At 66.4% G+C, this 14,053-nt stretch carries 13 protein-coding genes; 3 read left to right on the top strand and 10 right to left on the bottom strand.

Annotated elements, in window-relative coordinates; all coding sequences use genetic code 11:
- Window position 1: 1 nt before the first annotated feature.
- From G6N47_RS10630 to G6N47_RS10620, 3 genes are read right to left on the bottom strand one after another with little or no spacing between them, the layout of a single operon-like run.
- A complete protein-coding gene (locus G6N47_RS10630) occupies window positions 2–553 on the bottom strand; it encodes a nuclear transport factor 2 family protein (protein ID WP_139799414.1) in 552 nt (183 codons plus the stop codon).
- A 32-nt stretch (window positions 554–585) separates the two neighbouring features.
- Window positions 586–1,764, bottom strand: coding sequence for a PucR family transcriptional regulator (locus G6N47_RS10625; RefSeq protein ID WP_377059179.1), 1,179 nt, complete (start codon window positions 1,762–1,764; stop codon window positions 586–588).
- A gap of 11 nt (window positions 1,765–1,775) precedes the next feature.
- Window positions 1,776–2,810, bottom strand: a complete 1,035-nt coding sequence (locus G6N47_RS10620; RefSeq protein WP_083130996.1) for an alpha/beta hydrolase family protein — start codon at window positions 2,808–2,810, stop codon at window positions 1,776–1,778.
- 149 nt (window positions 2,811–2,959) lie between these two features.
- On the opposite strand from G6N47_RS10620, the gene G6N47_RS10615 reads away from it, so the two are divergent.
- Complete coding sequence (locus tag G6N47_RS10615; protein ID WP_083130997.1) at window positions 2,960–4,375, top strand: WS/DGAT/MGAT family O-acyltransferase; 1,416 nt, start codon at window positions 2,960–2,962, stop codon at window positions 4,373–4,375.
- Here the strand turns inward: G6N47_RS10615 and G6N47_RS10610 are convergent.
- From G6N47_RS10610 to G6N47_RS10595, 4 genes are read right to left on the bottom strand one after another with little or no spacing between them, the layout of a single operon-like run.
- The gene (locus tag G6N47_RS10610) at window positions 4,356–5,141 is read right to left on the bottom strand and encodes a glucose 1-dehydrogenase (protein WP_083130998.1); all 786 of its coding nucleotides are present in this window, start codon (window positions 5,139–5,141) and stop codon (window positions 4,356–4,358) included. The two genes, G6N47_RS10615 and G6N47_RS10610, sit on opposite strands and share 20 nt — an antisense overlap.
- 2 nt (window positions 5,142–5,143) lie before the next feature.
- Window positions 5,144–5,941, bottom strand: coding sequence for an SDR family NAD(P)-dependent oxidoreductase (locus G6N47_RS10605; RefSeq protein WP_083130999.1), 798 nt, complete (start codon window positions 5,939–5,941; stop codon window positions 5,144–5,146).
- On the bottom strand, window positions 5,932–6,921 hold the full coding sequence (locus G6N47_RS10600) for an alpha/beta hydrolase (protein ID WP_083131000.1): 990 nt from the start codon (window positions 6,919–6,921) through the stop codon (window positions 5,932–5,934). The genes G6N47_RS10605 and G6N47_RS10600 overlap by 10 nt, the downstream gene beginning before the upstream one ends.
- Before the next feature lie 49 nt (window positions 6,922–6,970).
- Window positions 6,971–8,587: an AMP-binding protein gene (locus G6N47_RS10595; RefSeq protein ID WP_083131001.1), complete on the bottom strand. Its 1,617-nt coding sequence runs from the start codon at window positions 8,585–8,587 to the stop codon at window positions 6,971–6,973.
- Window positions 8,588–8,734: 147 nt separating this feature from the next.
- Between G6N47_RS10595 and G6N47_RS10590 the strand changes: the two genes are divergently transcribed.
- A complete protein-coding gene (locus G6N47_RS10590; RefSeq protein ID WP_083131002.1) occupies window positions 8,735–10,204 on the top strand; it encodes a wax ester/triacylglycerol synthase family O-acyltransferase in 1,470 nt (489 codons plus the stop codon).
- On the opposite strand, the gene G6N47_RS10585 is transcribed toward G6N47_RS10590, so the two are convergent.
- Complete coding sequence (locus tag G6N47_RS10585) at window positions 10,118–11,149, bottom strand: acyl-CoA dehydrogenase family protein (RefSeq protein ID WP_083131003.1); 1,032 nt, start codon at window positions 11,147–11,149, stop codon at window positions 10,118–10,120. The genes G6N47_RS10590 and G6N47_RS10585 overlap by 87 nt on opposite strands.
- A gap of 32 nt (window positions 11,150–11,181) precedes the next feature.
- On the opposite strand from G6N47_RS10585, the gene G6N47_RS10580 reads away from it, so the two are divergent.
- On the top strand, window positions 11,182–12,270 hold the full coding sequence (locus tag G6N47_RS10580; protein WP_083131238.1) for an acyl-CoA dehydrogenase family protein: 1,089 nt from the start codon (window positions 11,182–11,184) through the stop codon (window positions 12,268–12,270).
- A 7-nt stretch (window positions 12,271–12,277) separates the two neighbouring features.
- Here G6N47_RS10580 and G6N47_RS10575 read toward each other — a convergent pair whose 3' ends face one another.
- Together G6N47_RS10575 and G6N47_RS10570 are read right to left on the bottom strand one after the other, a co-directional pair.
- Window positions 12,278–13,123 carry an IclR family transcriptional regulator gene (locus G6N47_RS10575; protein WP_232080171.1) on the bottom strand — a complete coding sequence of 282 codons (846 nt, stop codon included), beginning with the start codon at window positions 13,121–13,123 and terminating at the stop codon, window positions 12,278–12,280.
- Between the two features lie 21 nt (window positions 13,124–13,144).
- Window positions 13,145–14,014, bottom strand: a complete 870-nt coding sequence (locus G6N47_RS10570) for an alpha/beta fold hydrolase (RefSeq protein ID WP_083131005.1) — start codon at window positions 14,012–14,014, stop codon at window positions 13,145–13,147.
- Between the last annotated feature and the right edge of the window lie 39 nt (window positions 14,015–14,053).

Genomic DNA, 14,053 nt, shown 5'->3' with positions numbered 1-14,053 from the left:
GTCAGGCAGAGGCTCGCATGAGGTCGATGTACTTCTGCGGCAGTTCTTCCCGCGTCAGTTTGGTTACGCTGATCACGCCGGGATTGTAAGAGTCCTCACCCTGGATCTTCCCGTCCTCGTCGACCGGCCACAACAACAGCTGACGGAACACCACCAGGTAATCTGCGTCGACGTCGTCGACCGGGATGCCGATGCGCTGCGCCTGCGCACCCGGGTAGATCTGCTTGAGGTAGCCCTCGGTCACCACGCAATGGTCGTCGACGACGAGTCGCTCCACCTCGAATTCGAGGATGTTCGTCCCGGAGGCCACGAAGTCCGCGTAGTAGGCCCGCACGACGTCGAACCCTTTCGGGCCGAAATCCCCGTCGGCGCCCCAAAAATGATAATCAGGCGATGGGCTCAGCGTCGCCATCAGTCGCTCCAGGTCCGGTACTGCTTCAGCCTTCATGTGCTCGATCACCGCGCGCAGCACGACGCGGTGACGTTCGTTGGTGGTGGCGGCGAGCCTCTTCTGCAGCGGCTCCCAGGTGCGATTCGGATCGATAACAGCCATCCGCACATCATCACGAATTCGGTGACGTCCAGTCATCCGCCGCCTGTCGGTCGAATGCCGTGAGTCATCCGACAACTGTCGGGCTGCGCTGAGGGCAGGCTCGAATCCGCAAGTTCGGCCGAGGACAGCGCAATACGGCGGACCATAAGCACCAATGTGGCCATGAAACGGTCCATCGGATCGTCGAGATCCCATCCCATCGTCGACTCCACATGCGCGAGCCGCGCTGCGACGGTGCTGTGATGCAGGTGCAGTTCGGCCGCGGTACGCCGCAGCGAACCGAACACGCAGAACGCTTCGACGGTGCTCACGTCGAGGGCGCCAGTCGGCGACGCGGCGATCTCGTTGATCCGGGCCACGTCGGGGTTGCGCTGCACACGGTCCAGCGGCAGGTCGGCCAACAGCTCCAGCGAGCTGAGCCGATCGTAGGCCACGGCCCGCCGGCCGTAGCCGGTCGACGAGGCGAAGCGCAGCGCCTGCAGAGCCTGATGCCACGACGTCGATGCAGCGAATATGTTTACGCTGGAACCGATCCCGACCCACGGTCCCCGATCGGAATCTACCGCCATCGGCGCGGGAAACGCGTCGACGATGGCGCTCTGCAACCCATCCGAAAGCGCGCGAGTGTCGATCGCACCCTGGCACAGCACGGCCGTCGTTTTTCCTATGGCGGCCGAGCGCACCGACAGCCCGGGAAGTTCGCCGACGATGATCTTCAGCGCCTCCGGGGGAGAGTGTGCGGACACCACAAGAACGCAGATCTGCCGCGTTTCGTCCAACCCCAGCAGGCGGATTGCCCGCGCTCGGTCCTCGCGGTGCTCCTTGCCGGACAACACGACCTCGAGCAGCGCCGGATCCCCGAGCTGTGGACTGCCCGAGATCCCAGCGCGCGTCGCGACCACGCGCAGTGAGTGGCGCAACCGGTCGAGCAGCACTGCGTCAAGTGAGCACTCGTCGCCAGTGCGGTCGAGCCACACGGTCGGCTCGTCCTCGAGCGACGGCGGCCCCGGTGAGTCCCCGTGCGGGTCGAGTCGACCCGTCGCGTCGTAGCGGATCACCGTGCCCGACTCCCACCGCGCACCGACCGGACATTCGGCAACCAATGCGGCCGACCGGACCACCGTGTCGGCGTTCACAGCCGACTCCTCGAGCTCATCGAAGTACGAGATGAGTCTCAGCATCGAGGCGGGGTCGGATCCCAACTCCGACATCCGGGGATTCATCAAATCCGCGCGCACAGCGCGCTGTGCAATCGGTCGGCGACGAATCGTCTGGACTGGCGCGACCATGCGAACCCGACGTGGCCACCGTTGTACCAGTAGAGCTGGCAGTCCTGCCAGGCTCCCTGAAGCGCGATCGGTTGATCGGCGGGGATCAACCGATCGTCACGCGCAGCGAAGATCGCGCGCCGATCCACTGGCAGAAGCGGCGTCATCGCCAAGGGGGAGACAACGGTGAAAACGTTCCTTGTCGCTTGTGCGCGTAGGGTTTCCAGGTCATCCGGCGGCGGGCCGTGGTGCGCCATCAACCCAAGGACGTCGGCAAACGGGAGGCCGGCGACCACGGCGTCGAGCCGTTCGACGCCGGCCAGCAGTGCCGCGAGATAGCCGCCGAGGGACAGTCCGTATACGCCCACCGGCAGCCCACTCGTGCTGCGGATCCAGCTCACGAGCCGACGGGTGTCCCAGATCGCCTGGCTTATTCCGTGCAACGTCATGGCTAAGTCCAACGAAAGTAGCTGCCTGTCTTCGGCTGACCGTCGCGGCCCGTGCAGCGGCAACACGGGCACCGCGACATTGAAACCGAGCCGTCGATGCAACACCGTCGCCCACAGAACCGTGAGGTCGAATCGGGTTGCCCCCATACCGAAGCCGTGCAGGCACACCACCCATGGGGCCGGTTCTCGGTGCCGCAGGAGCCGGACCAGGACCGTGTCGTTGTGCGTGCTCGCAACCCACCGGTCGGCGCCCGGTTCGATATCCCGTGGACTGAATCCCGAAGGAAACGTTAGCGTCTCATGGTGCGCGGGCCACGAACACGCGTGCGCCGCAGTGATATCCGCATCGTGCAACGGCGGCGGCCGGCGATGATATGCCGCGGGCGGAACCAGCCACCCACGCTCCTCGAAGAGCGCCGCGGCCCTCAGCATGTCCGTCACAGTGCGATTCGCCGCCGACTGCGGTGGTGTTCTCGGTTGGCGATTGCGGATGACCGCCAACACCGCCGCGTCGAGAACCTTCGAAACCGACGGAATCACGAATCCTCCCTTGCCCTACGGGTGTCGACGTTAGAGTGCATGGCACGCACGGGAGGGGATTGTCTTACCCACCGGGACATTGCCGTCAGGCGCCGGGCGATCGCCATACATTGACGCAGTCGATCATCGCTGCAGCGAACGGATGTCGAATGAAGCGACTGTCAGGCACGGATGCCTTCTTCCTGTCTCTGGAGAACACGGCATGGCCACAACACACGGCAGGACTGGTGATCCTCGACCCGTCGTCTAGTGCGGAATTCGACCATGACAGGTTGCGGGCACACCTGGAGGATCGTCTTCGCTACCTTCCCGAATTCCGCCGCCGCGTGCAGCAGGTGCCGCTGCGACTCGACCGGCCGGTGTGGGCCGATGACCCTCATTTCAGCCTCAAGGCCCATGTGCACCGGGCGGCGGTGCCCTGTCCCGGCGGTCCGCGGGAATTGGGCACTTTAGTCGGCAACCTGCTCGCGTATCCGTTGGACAGATCCCGCCCACTGTGGGAGGCGTGGTGCCTGGAGGGGCTTGAAGGGAACCGCGTCGCGATCCTCTTGAAGCAGCACCACTCGATGGTCGACGGGATCTCCGGAGCCGGATTGTCCGACGTTCTCTGCGACCTCGAGGAGCGGCCGGCAAAGCTGCCGGCGGCGGTACCGGACGACCGGTCGGACCCGGAGCGATCGGGTATCGAACTCGTTGCCCGCGGGGCATTTTCGGCACTGCTATCGCCGCCCCGGATGGCACGGCTGGTACGGCAGGCCGTTGGCGACGCGATCACAACCCTCGGCAATCTGCGGCGAGACGAGCCGCCGCCCCGCCCCCTGAGCGCGCCCAGAACGTCGTTCAACGGTGTCATCGGGCGCCGCCGCGATTTCGCGTACTGTTCGTTGGCGCTCGACGACGTCAAGCGGGTGAAGAGTCACTTCGGCGTAACGGTCAACGACGTTGTTCTCGGCGCTGTTTCGGGCGCTCTGCGCCGCTACCTTACGGAGCGCGACGAGCTTCCGGAGCGAAGCCTGCAGGCGACCGTGCCGATGTCGACACGCACAACGGAGGACACCGAGCTCGGCAACGCGGTACGCCCGATGGTGTGCTCGATCGCCACGGACATCGAAGATCCGGTCGCCAGGCTGTCGGCGATCCACCACAACATGACCGTCGTGAAGGAGTTGGCACAGGCGCAGAAGACCAGAAGCAGGGTCGAGGTGACCGACGTCGCTCCGCCGCTTCTGCTCACCCTCCTGTTCCGCACCATTCAGGCCGCGAAACTCGAGAAGCGAGGGCCGTTGTCCACCAACTTGATCATTTCGAATGTGCCGGGTCCGCGGACTGCGCTGTATCTGGCGGGTGCGCGAATCGAGCACATCATTCCGGTGGGTCCGCTGACGATGGGCATGGGAATCAACATCACCGTTTTCAGCTACCGGGATGCGGTCGATGTCGGCATGCAGGTCGACCCGGCCTTGGTCGACGACCCTTGGGCCCTGGTCGATTTCGTGCAAGAAGAACTGAACCAGCTGTTGGCCGCCACTCGGCGCAAGCGCCCCGCTAGCGTGGGACGGCGGTAGCGGTCGGAGTCGGTACCCTGCCTGCGCTGGCACCACCGTCGACGGCCAGCTCCGCGCCGGTGATGTACGAGGAAGAGTCCGAGGCCAGGAAGGCGACCACGTCGGCAACCTCCTCCGGCGTCCCGACCCGGGTCAGCGGCGCGCCGGGGTGTCCACCGGGCCCGCGTTCGACGTCGAGGTGCGCGACCATCGGGGTGTCGATCATCCCTGGGTGAACCGAGTTGACCCGAATACCGAAGGGGCCCAACTCGATCGCGGCGACCTTGGACATGCCCCGCAGCCCCCATTTCGACGCGCCGTAGGCGCCGTAGCCGGCCAGGCCTTGCAGGCCCGCCTGCGACGACACGTTGATGATCGACCCGCCGCCGACCGCCTTCATCGGCTCCGCCACCGCCTGGATACCCAGAAATGCACCGATGAGATTGACCCGCAGCATTCGTTCGAAACTGTCGAGGCTCTGATCGACAAGCGGATGGACATCGCAGATCGCCGCGTTGTTGACGAGGACGTCGACACGTCCGAACTCCTTGACGGCGGTGTCAACCGTTGCCGCCCAACCATTCTCGTCACCGACGTCATGGCAGACAAAGTGTGCCGCCGCGCCGATCGAGGAGGCAACCCGCCGGCCCTCGTCGGCGAAAATGTCGGTCAGCACGACCCGGGCGCCGAGGGAGGCGAACAGTCGGGCCTCGGCAGCGCCTTGCCCGCGCGCGGCCCCGGTGATGATCGCGACCTTTCCCGACAGGTCCAGCCCCTGGCCCGCCATTGTCAGTCGCTGTCCTGGTCGATGCCGGTGAGCATGATTTCCGATACCCGGCGCGGGAACTCGGTGAACATGGCCATCGGCACGATCTGACGCGGCAGAATCACGTGGCGACGGTTGCGCTCGATCGCGTCGACGATCGCGGTGGCGACGACCTCAGGTTCCAATGCGGACGGCGGAATCATGCGCCATTTGATGGACCGCTCGATCGTGCGACGCGCCGGGCCGAATTCCCTGATGTGATCGATCATGTCGGTCTTGACCTCACCGATTTGCACGAGTGTGGTTCCCACCGGCTTACCCCGCAATTCCGAACGGATTCCCGCCGTGAAGTGGCTGAGGCCGGCCTTGGAGGTGCCGTACAAGGTCACGCCGGGTCCCTGCGAGATGGCGCCGAACGACGACACGTTGACGATGTGACCGCGTCCCTTTTGCACCATGCGGGGCATCAACTGACGGCAGAGCTCCATCGGCGCGGCCAGGTTGACCTGCAGGAGGTCGCGCACTTGCTGTGCGCTGGCCTCGGGAAAGCGGCCCACATGGTCGATTCCGGCGTTGTTGACCAGCACGTCCACCGGGCCGTCGGCTTCGACCCGGTCGACCAACTGCTCGACGGCGTCGGGGTCACACAGGTCGGTCGGATACGCCGTGCCGCCCAGCTCTTTTGCCAGCACCGCCAGCGAGTCGCCGCTGCGCGCCACCAGCGCGACGTCGGCGCCACGCCGGGCCAGTACCTCGGCGATACTCTTTCCCAACCCCCGGCTCGCGCCGGTGACCAGCGCGCGCGTGTGGCTCAATTGCATGACGTGCCTTTCGGTGATGGTCGGTCTTGGGAAGGCTTGCGGCTCAGTACGTCACGCACCACCGCACACACGTCGTCGCTGGCTTGCCGGGCGATCGGCAGATGGTCAGCGAGGTTGAAGAAGCCGTGAAATCCGCGCTCGTAGCGTCGCACCGTGGCCGGCACGCCGGCGCCGCGAAGCCGCCCCGCGTAATCCTCGGCCTCCTCGCACAACGGGTCCAATTCACCGGTGACGATGTGTGCCGGTGGGAGTTCGCCGAATTCGCCGAGGATCGGGGATGCCAGCACATTCGTCCGGTCACCGTCAGGCCCGAGATATTGCTCGGTGAACCACTGCATGTGCGCAGCGGTGAGCACTCCGCTGGCGGTGTGCGGGCTTGTCGCCGAGGACTTGCGACGCTGGTCGACGACGGGGTAGATCAGCAGCTGGAACGCGATCGGCGGGCCGCCGCGATCGCGGGCGATCATGGCCACCACGGCGGCCAGGTTGCCGCCGGCGCTGTCGCCGGCGACCACGAGTCGCGCCGGGTCACCGCCGAGTTCGCCCATGTGAGCCGCCACCCACTCGGTGGCGGCCCAGGCGTCGTCCACAGCGGCCGGAAACGGAGACTCCGGGGCCAGTCGGTAATCGACCGAAACGACCACCGCCCCAATACCATTGGCGAGCCGGCGGCAACACGAGTCGTGCGAATCGAGGTCGCACAGCACGAAACCCCCGCCGTGGAAATAGATCAGCACCGGCGGCCCGCCGTTGGAGTTGTCGGGATTCAACGGAAAGTAGATCCGCAGCCGCAACTTACCGCCCGGGCCCGCAATGCTGCGCTCCTCGATCCGACTCACCGGGACTCCGATTGCGGGCCGCCGACTTGCCCGAAGGCTGGCGCGAACCTCGGCAGCGTCTCCGTTGCCGGCGACGATCGACGCGAACGCCGCGCTCATCCTCGCCGCGACTTCCTGCTTCATGGAGTCGACATCGGTCATTTGCGCCGCTCCTCCTCATCGCTACGCTCTGCATCGTCGCCGGCGCGGGTCATTTGACTCCGCCGCCCGTCAGCTGGCCGCGCAGCAGCTTGCCGGTGGCGTTGCGCGGAAGTACGTCGAGAAATTCGACGTCCCGGGGGACCTTGTAGCGGGCCAGGTTTGCCCGCACGTAGTCCTTGATCCCGTCGGCGTCGACGGTGGAGCCCTCGACGCGGACCACATACGCCTTGAGACGTTGGCCGAAGTCGGGATCGTCGACCCCGAGTACCGCGGCTTCCGCCACATCCGGGTGGCCACAGATCAGGTTCTCTACCTCGAGCGGGTAGACGTTCTCGCCGCCGGAGATCACCATGTCGTCGTCGCGGCCGTCGACGTAGAGCCGGCCCGTCTCGTCGAAGTGACCGACGTCGCCGCTGCTGAGCAGGCCGTCGATGACGTCCTTCTTCCGCCCGTCGGTGTAGCCGGAAAAGCTGATATTGCTGCCGGCAAAGATGCGGCCGATTTCTCCCGGTGCGGTGATCCGCTTGCCCTGCGCGTCGTATAACCGGACAGCGCAGCCCACCGGGGGCCGTCCGGCCGTGCGGGGATCGTGCAGCAGGTCCTCGGGCATAGCGACGGTCATGACCGCGAGTTCGGTTGAGCCGTAGAGGTTGTAGAGCACCGGGCCGAACTCGTCCAGCGCCCGACGGACCAAGTCGGGCGGCATGGCCGACCCCGATGCGAAGACGATCCGCAACGACGACGTATCGTAGCGATCGCGAATGTCTTTGGGCAGCGCCAAGATTCGCTGCAACATGGTGGGCACGACAACGAGCACGTTGCACCGATAAGATTCGATCGCCGCCAGCGTCGCTTCAGGATCGAACTTGCGGCGCAATACCAGCCGGTTCCCCAGGGCCAGTGACAGGACCGCTTGCCCCAGCCCGGTGCCGTGAAAGATCGGTGCGGCCAGCATGCAGGTTTCGTCGCGCCGGCGCGGCACCCGGTCCAGTAGCTGCGCGGAGAACAGCGGCGAGGTCTTGCCGCGCGGCGCGCCCTTCGGTGTGCCGGTCGTGCCGCTGGTCAGCAGCGTCAGACCGCCGGGTTTGTCCGGCGGCGCAACGGGTTCAGTGGATGTCGATCGGATCAACCCCTCGAGTGACTCGTCGACACCTCGTTCTGTGCCGGCGGTGCGATAGCTGACGAATCGACGCACGCCGGGATCGATCGCCCCGAGCAGTTCGGTGAACTCCTCGTCGTAGACCAGAACGGACACCTGTTCGCGCCGGGCAACGTCGGCGAGCTGGGGCTTGGCGAACCCGGTGTTCATCAGCAGCAGCTGGGCACCGACTTTGTTCGCCGCCGCGAGCACGGTGATCAGCCCGCGGTGATCGCGGCACAGCATCGCGATGACATCGCCCGGGCCGATCCGCCGCGCCGTCCACGCCCGAGCCAGCGCGTTGACGCGGCCGTTGAGTTCGGCGAATGTCACGTCGCCGAATTCGTCGCTGATCGCAATGGCGTCGGTGTTCCGCACCGCCGCGGCCTCGATAACTCCGGCGAACCCCCCGTACTTGCGCACCAATGTGGCGGACCTGATCCCGTCCATGAGACCTCCGGACAGGCCGGCCTCGCGCAGCACCTTGATGCTGCGGGCAGTCACCCTGAGTCGTTGCAACCGCGTCATGCAGCGAAACGTAGGGCGGCTGCGGGCGCTGATCACCGCCGAGTCTCACTGGACGAGACAAGTTGTCTTTTCGCCCACACTTCCCGCGTAGAAGTGACTCATGCCACGTGCCGCCCGCGGAGGCGGCACCCACGAATGAGGTGAAACATGCGCCGTTTGAAGGGCGAAGACAACAGTTTTCTGGCATGGGAAAACGACGTGCAACCGCAGCACACGATCAAGGCGGTGGTGCTCGACCCGGCCCGCGGCCACACGCCGATCACGTTCGAACGCGTGAAAGCCGCTGCGCAGGGCATGGTCGATCGCATCGAGCCCTTGCAGTGGCAGCTGCTGATGCCGCGACTGCGGTTCGGTCGGCCATGGTGGATCTCGCGGCCCCGGCTCGACATCGACTACCACGTCAAGCGAGTCGCCGCCGCGGCACCGGGAGGGGATCGGGAACTCGCGGCGACGATCAGCGCGATCTTCGAGCCCCGACTCGATCGCGGCCGCCCGCCGTGGCAGCTGTGGTACGTCGACGGCCTGGCCGGCGGACGGATCGCGCTGGTCTTGAAGATTCATCATGCCGTCGCCGACGGCATGGCCTCGCTGCATCTCCTCGAGACCATGTACAGCACCGACCCCCAGGCTCGGTTGCCGGAGCCGGCCGTCACGCCGTTGCCGAACGAGCGGCGCCCCGCGCCCTGGATCTGGCTCCCGCTGGTAATGCGGCATCAGCTCGCCGCGCTGTTCGGTTTCCCCCGCATCATCGCTCGCACCGCCCGTGTCACCCGCACCATCCGGCGCCGCCAAAAGGCCGGCAAGCCCGGCTATGCCGCCGCCTTTGCCGCCCCCGGGGCGCGGTTCAACGCGCCGCTGACCTCCGACCGCCGGTTCGCCTATCAACGCTGCGACATGCAAACGATCAAACAGGTGACAAAAACGTTGGGCGTCACGGTGAATGACGTGTTCCTGGCATGCTGCAGCGGGGCCCTTCGCGAGTTCCTGGACCGGCACGCAGAACTTCCCGCCGAAACGCTGACCGCGGTAGTGCCGGTATCCATGCGACCGCCCGGCGCCGAGATCGGGTGGGGCAATCACGTCGCGCGGTGGAACGTCCTGCTTGCCACCAACATCGCCGATCCCGTCGAACGCCTCACCGCGATTGCCGCGGCCACCCGAACCGCCCGTGAGGTGCAGGCCGAACGAGATGCCTTGCTCCAGCACGACTGGATGGAGTACTGGCCGCTGTTCTGGTTCTATTCCCGCGCATTGCCGCTCGTCGGCGAACGGATGAGCCACCGACCGACATTCAGCCTGATCGCCTCGAACATGAGGGGTCCACAGCGTCGGCTCTATTGGGGCGGAGCGCCGATCGAACAGCTCATCTCGACCGGCCCGCTGGTCTTCCCGATGGGTCTGAACTTCACCGGCTGGAGCTACGAAGACCAGATGACCATCGGCGTGCTCACCTGTGGTGACCATGTGGCCGACCCGTGGGAAATCGCGGACGGGCTGCCGCGAGCACTCGCCGAGTTGGCCGAGCGGGCGTCAGTTGGGGTCGAGTCCGTCGAGCAGGCCGAGGGCAAGACGGCAGCCGGCGTGGACGTCCTGCCAGAGCCGAGCAACCGGGTCTGACGCATCCAGCGCGTGCCGCCGGCTGCAGCCCAGCAGCCGATCGGCGGTGTCACGCGCCCGAACGACGGCCTGCCGCTGGGCCACCGCCGCGGCGTGGCGACTTTCGGCCTGCAGCGTGGTCGCCAGTTGCAGGTTGGCGGCGTCGATGTCGGAGGCCGCCCGGGCCACCTGCACCGTCGACGACATCCGATCGGTCACCTCCTCACTGCCGTAGGAGGCGGCGAGTCGTTCACGCACTTGGTCGACGTGTACCCGCCAGACACCGTCGGCCGCGCCAACCACTACCGCGGCCGCGCCGGCACCGACCACCACCGGGATAGGCGGATTCGTGTCGACTTGCCCACTGGCACACGCGCTTTGGAAGATACGCCGCTCGTCAACCCCCAACCCGGAGACCGACACGTGACAGATTCCGGCTCCCCGCAACCCGTTTGAGCTCGCGGCGGGTGCGAGCTGGACCTCTTGCCGCGGCACCAGGACGCAGCAGCGACCGCCGTCGTCGAGGGCCGTCAGCAACACCCAGTCCGCGAGTTCAGCGCCGGCGATCGCGGCCCACCGACCGGTCAGCCGCGGACCCTCGGCGCTTCGAACCAGTTGTCCCTCGGGCCGATAGCAGGCGGTCACCAGCGATCTGCCGCCAGAGTTCCAAACCTCGTCGGCCACCCCATGCGGCAAACCGGCAACGTGGTAGGTCGCCACGTTGAACATTGCGGTAAGCCAACCGATCGACCCGTCGATCGCGGCGAGCGCGCACACCACGGAGATGAATTCCTCGGGGGCCATTGCGCGCCCGCCGTATTGGACCGGTTGGAGTATCCGCCAGACGCCCGAATCCCGCAATCCTGCGATCAATTCGTCTGCAAACGCACGCTCACCGATCTGGCGGGCGGCCATCGGCGTCACCACGTCGAGTATCTCGCGCGCCACAGCGGACGGTTCGGCCATGCAGACCTCCTCGGGACGCAATGATGGTATCCATGGCGAAGGCCGAGAGTGTGCTGACCGCGGTCCGTGCGCTGCTTCCCGCGATCGCCGAGGCCGCCGCCGATGTCGATCGAAACGGCGCAGTCGACCCCGGCACCGTCGCACGTCTGCAGGAGGCCGGATTCTTCTCGATGCTGCAGCCCACCTCGTTCGGCGGCCTGGAAGGCGAACCGGATGATTATCTGGCGGCCACGCGCGAGATATCGGCGGCGTGCACGTCCACGGGCTGGTTGGCCGGGATGCTCGGGGTCAGCACCTGGCATCTTGCGCTGTTCGACGAACGGGCGCAGCACGACGTCTGGGATTCCGACCGGCGGGCCTTGCTGTGCGCGTCGTATGCCCCGACCGGACGACTGGAGCGCGTGAACGGCGACTTCCGGTTGTCGGGACGCTGGAGCCATTGCACGGGCATCGATCACGCCTCGTGGCTGATGGCCGGCGCATTGGTTGTCGGAGACGACGGCGCTGCCCAAGACTTCGTCGTCGCCCTGGTGCCACGACATGATTACGTGGTCGAGGCGAATTGGAATGGGTTGGGACTACGCGGAATTGGCGCACACGACGTCGTGGTCGCCGGTGCCATCGTGCCGGGCTATCGCACGTTCGGATGGGTCAGTCCCGACCAGCGGAGCAGGCTTGCCCCGCTGTACCGGCTTCCGCAGCCAATCTTGTACACCCACACCGGCACTGCGCCGGTTCTCGGCGCCGCGCTGGGCATGCTGACCGCGCGGCATCCGGAGGTCAGCCACCCGTTGAGTGCCGTCGCGATGGCCGACGCCGATTTGGAGCTGTCAGTGCTTCAAATGCGCCGCAATGTGGCCGAGCTCATGGACTGCGCCCGCGCCGACGCCACCCCTGAGGCGGAGCTGATGCTGCGGTCACGGCGAGACCAGGTAGTAGCGTTCGAGCGCGCGATGGCGGCGATCCGGTTGCTCGCGCCCGATGTCGACGGCGAACTGGTGGAGCGAGTGTGGCGCGACGTGCAAACCGCGCAGATGCACGTCGCCAACGACGTCGAACGGGTGCTGTCGGTGGCCGGCCAGTTCGCATTCGGGCTGAAAGTCGACGCTTTCATCTTGTGAGCGGCGATCAGACCCACGCGTCGGATGTCAGCGTGCGAAGAACACGCGACAGCATGCTGTCGGTGTCGCTGACGGTTGGTTGCGAACCGCTCACCGCCGCTTCGGGATCGGTTCCGCCCAACTGCTGAGATATGCGCCGTGCGGCGCGAAGGACGAACGGAGCGGTTCGCTGCAGCCGGTTCATCGGGACCGCGCCCGTCAGTGACAGACCCGCTATCCCATCGTCGGAAGTTCGGATCGGCGCCGCGACGCTGCACAGACCGATCGCCAATTCCTCAGTGTCGTAGGCCAATCCGTGCCTTGACCGAATTCGCGCCAGTTCTTGGTGCAATGTCGCCAGGTTGGCGATCGTGGCCCGGGTGCGTTTCTCGAGCCGTTCCCCGACGACCGCATCCACTTCTTCGGCGGGAAGTTGGGCCAGCATTGCTTTGCCCAGTGCGCTGGCATGCGCCGGAGTGTGGCCCGCGACGCGGGTCGGCACCAAAACCCCGCTCCGCCCGGCGACCTTGTCCAGATAGACCACGTCTCGTCCGAACAACACCCCCAGATGAACCACCAGACCCGTGTCCGCGTGGAGGCGCTCGAGTGTGCGGGACGCCGCGCCGCGCAGCTGGGAGTGATCGACCATCTGTGTTCGCGGCAGTGGGGAGGCCGCGAGGCAGTATCCGTCGGGGCGGCGTTGGAACAGTCCCGCGGATTCCAACTGCTTGAGGATCCGGTGGACGGAGGACCGGGGCAGGCCGGTGCGGGTGACCACCTGGTCCAGGCGCAACCGCCTGCCAGGCTCGTCGAACACGTTCATGATCAGCGCGACCCGCGCCACCATCGATGTCGCCGTGTCAGCAGCCGACATCGCTGGCCTCCCGACTGTTGTTCAGGCGCCGTCCGCACGAAGCAGGAATGCCAGCACCGTGCTCTCGAACGCTTCCTTGGCCTCGATCATGGTCCAATGCCCGCAGTTCGGGAAGACGTGCAGCTCGGCGTTCGGGGCCGTCCGCATCGGGATAAGCGCCATGTCCAGCGGGCTCACCCGGTCGTCGCGACCCCAGGTGATCAACATCGGCGCCTTGATCCGGTGCATGATCGCCCACGGCTGCGGCCCCTTCGAGGAGTCCATGGCCGCGACCATCTGCTCGAACGCGGCCTTCCCGTACATCCGCCGCGCGGCGGCGAGCGTCTCCGGCCGGGTCGCGTCGCGCCAGCGTTCCTCGATGAGTTCCTCCGTCACCGTCTCCGGGTGGTAGACCATCGAATTCAGCCACCGGACCAGCCGCTCGCGGGTGGGATCCTCGGTGAACTCCTGCAACAACCTGATGCCTTCCGCCGGGCCAGGGCTGAAGATATTGCGGCCGATACCGCCGATGGTCACCAGCCGGCGCACCTTGTCCGGGTGTGCGACCGCGTAGTTAATCGCGACGCCACCGCCCATCGAGTTGCCGACGATGTCGACGGTGTCCAGGCCGAGGGCGTCGACGAACCGGACCACGGCGTCGAACGCGGTGAGCATCGGGTGGCCGCCGAAGTCGTCGCTGACGCCGAAACCCGGGAATTCCAGGATCAGGCAACGGAAATACTCGGCGAAAGCGGGAAGCACACCCCGGAAATTGCGCCATCCCGTCACACCGGGACCGGAGCCGTGCAGCATCAGCAGCGCAGGGCCGTCACCGGCCTCGTGATAGCGCAGCACCCCGGCGTCGGTCGCGATTTCGCGAAGCGTTGCCTCGTAGCTGACGTCCGGCGTCACCTGCGCCGCTCCTCCTCGTCGCTTCGCTTTGCATCGTCG

It is taken from the genome of Mycobacterium branderi (genome assembly GCF_010728725.1).
In the GTDB taxonomy this organism is placed as follows: Bacteria; Actinomycetota; Actinomycetes; order Mycobacteriales; family Mycobacteriaceae; genus Mycobacterium; species Mycobacterium branderi.
This window is presented reverse-complemented; position numbering and strand designations above follow the sequence as displayed.

Coding starts and splice junctions, on each gene's coding strand:
- G6N47_RS10590 (WP_083131002.1), top strand. CDS start 8,735: ATGCGCCGTTTGAAGGGCGAAGACAACAGTTTTCTGGCATGGGAAAAC.
- G6N47_RS10615 (WP_083130997.1), top strand. CDS start 2,960: ATGAAGCGACTGTCAGGCACGGATGCCTTCTTCCTGTCTCTGGAGAAC.
- G6N47_RS10625 (WP_377059179.1), bottom strand. CDS start 1,764: ATGTCGGAGTTGGGATCCGACCCCGCCTCGATGCTGAGACTCATCTCG.
- G6N47_RS10580 (WP_083131238.1), top strand. CDS start 11,182: ATGGCGAAGGCCGAGAGTGTGCTGACCGCGGTCCGTGCGCTGCTTCCC.
- G6N47_RS10585 (WP_083131003.1), bottom strand. CDS start 11,149: ATGGCCGAACCGTCCGCTGTGGCGCGCGAGATACTCGACGTGGTGACG.
- G6N47_RS10575 (WP_232080171.1), bottom strand. CDS start 13,123: ATGTCGGCTGCTGACACGGCGACATCGATGGTGGCGCGGGTCGCGCTG.
- G6N47_RS10630 (WP_139799414.1), bottom strand. CDS start 553: ATGGCTGTTATCGATCCGAATCGCACCTGGGAGCCGCTGCAGAAGAGG.
- G6N47_RS10600 (WP_083131000.1), bottom strand. CDS start 6,921: ATGACCGATGTCGACTCCATGAAGCAGGAAGTCGCGGCGAGGATGAGC.
- G6N47_RS10605 (WP_083130999.1), bottom strand. CDS start 5,941: ATGCAATTGAGCCACACGCGCGCGCTGGTCACCGGCGCGAGCCGGGGG.
- G6N47_RS10610 (WP_083130998.1), bottom strand. CDS start 5,141: ATGGCGGGCCAGGGGCTGGACCTGTCGGGAAAGGTCGCGATCATCACC.
- G6N47_RS10595 (WP_083131001.1), bottom strand. CDS start 8,587: ATGACGCGGTTGCAACGACTCAGGGTGACTGCCCGCAGCATCAAGGTG.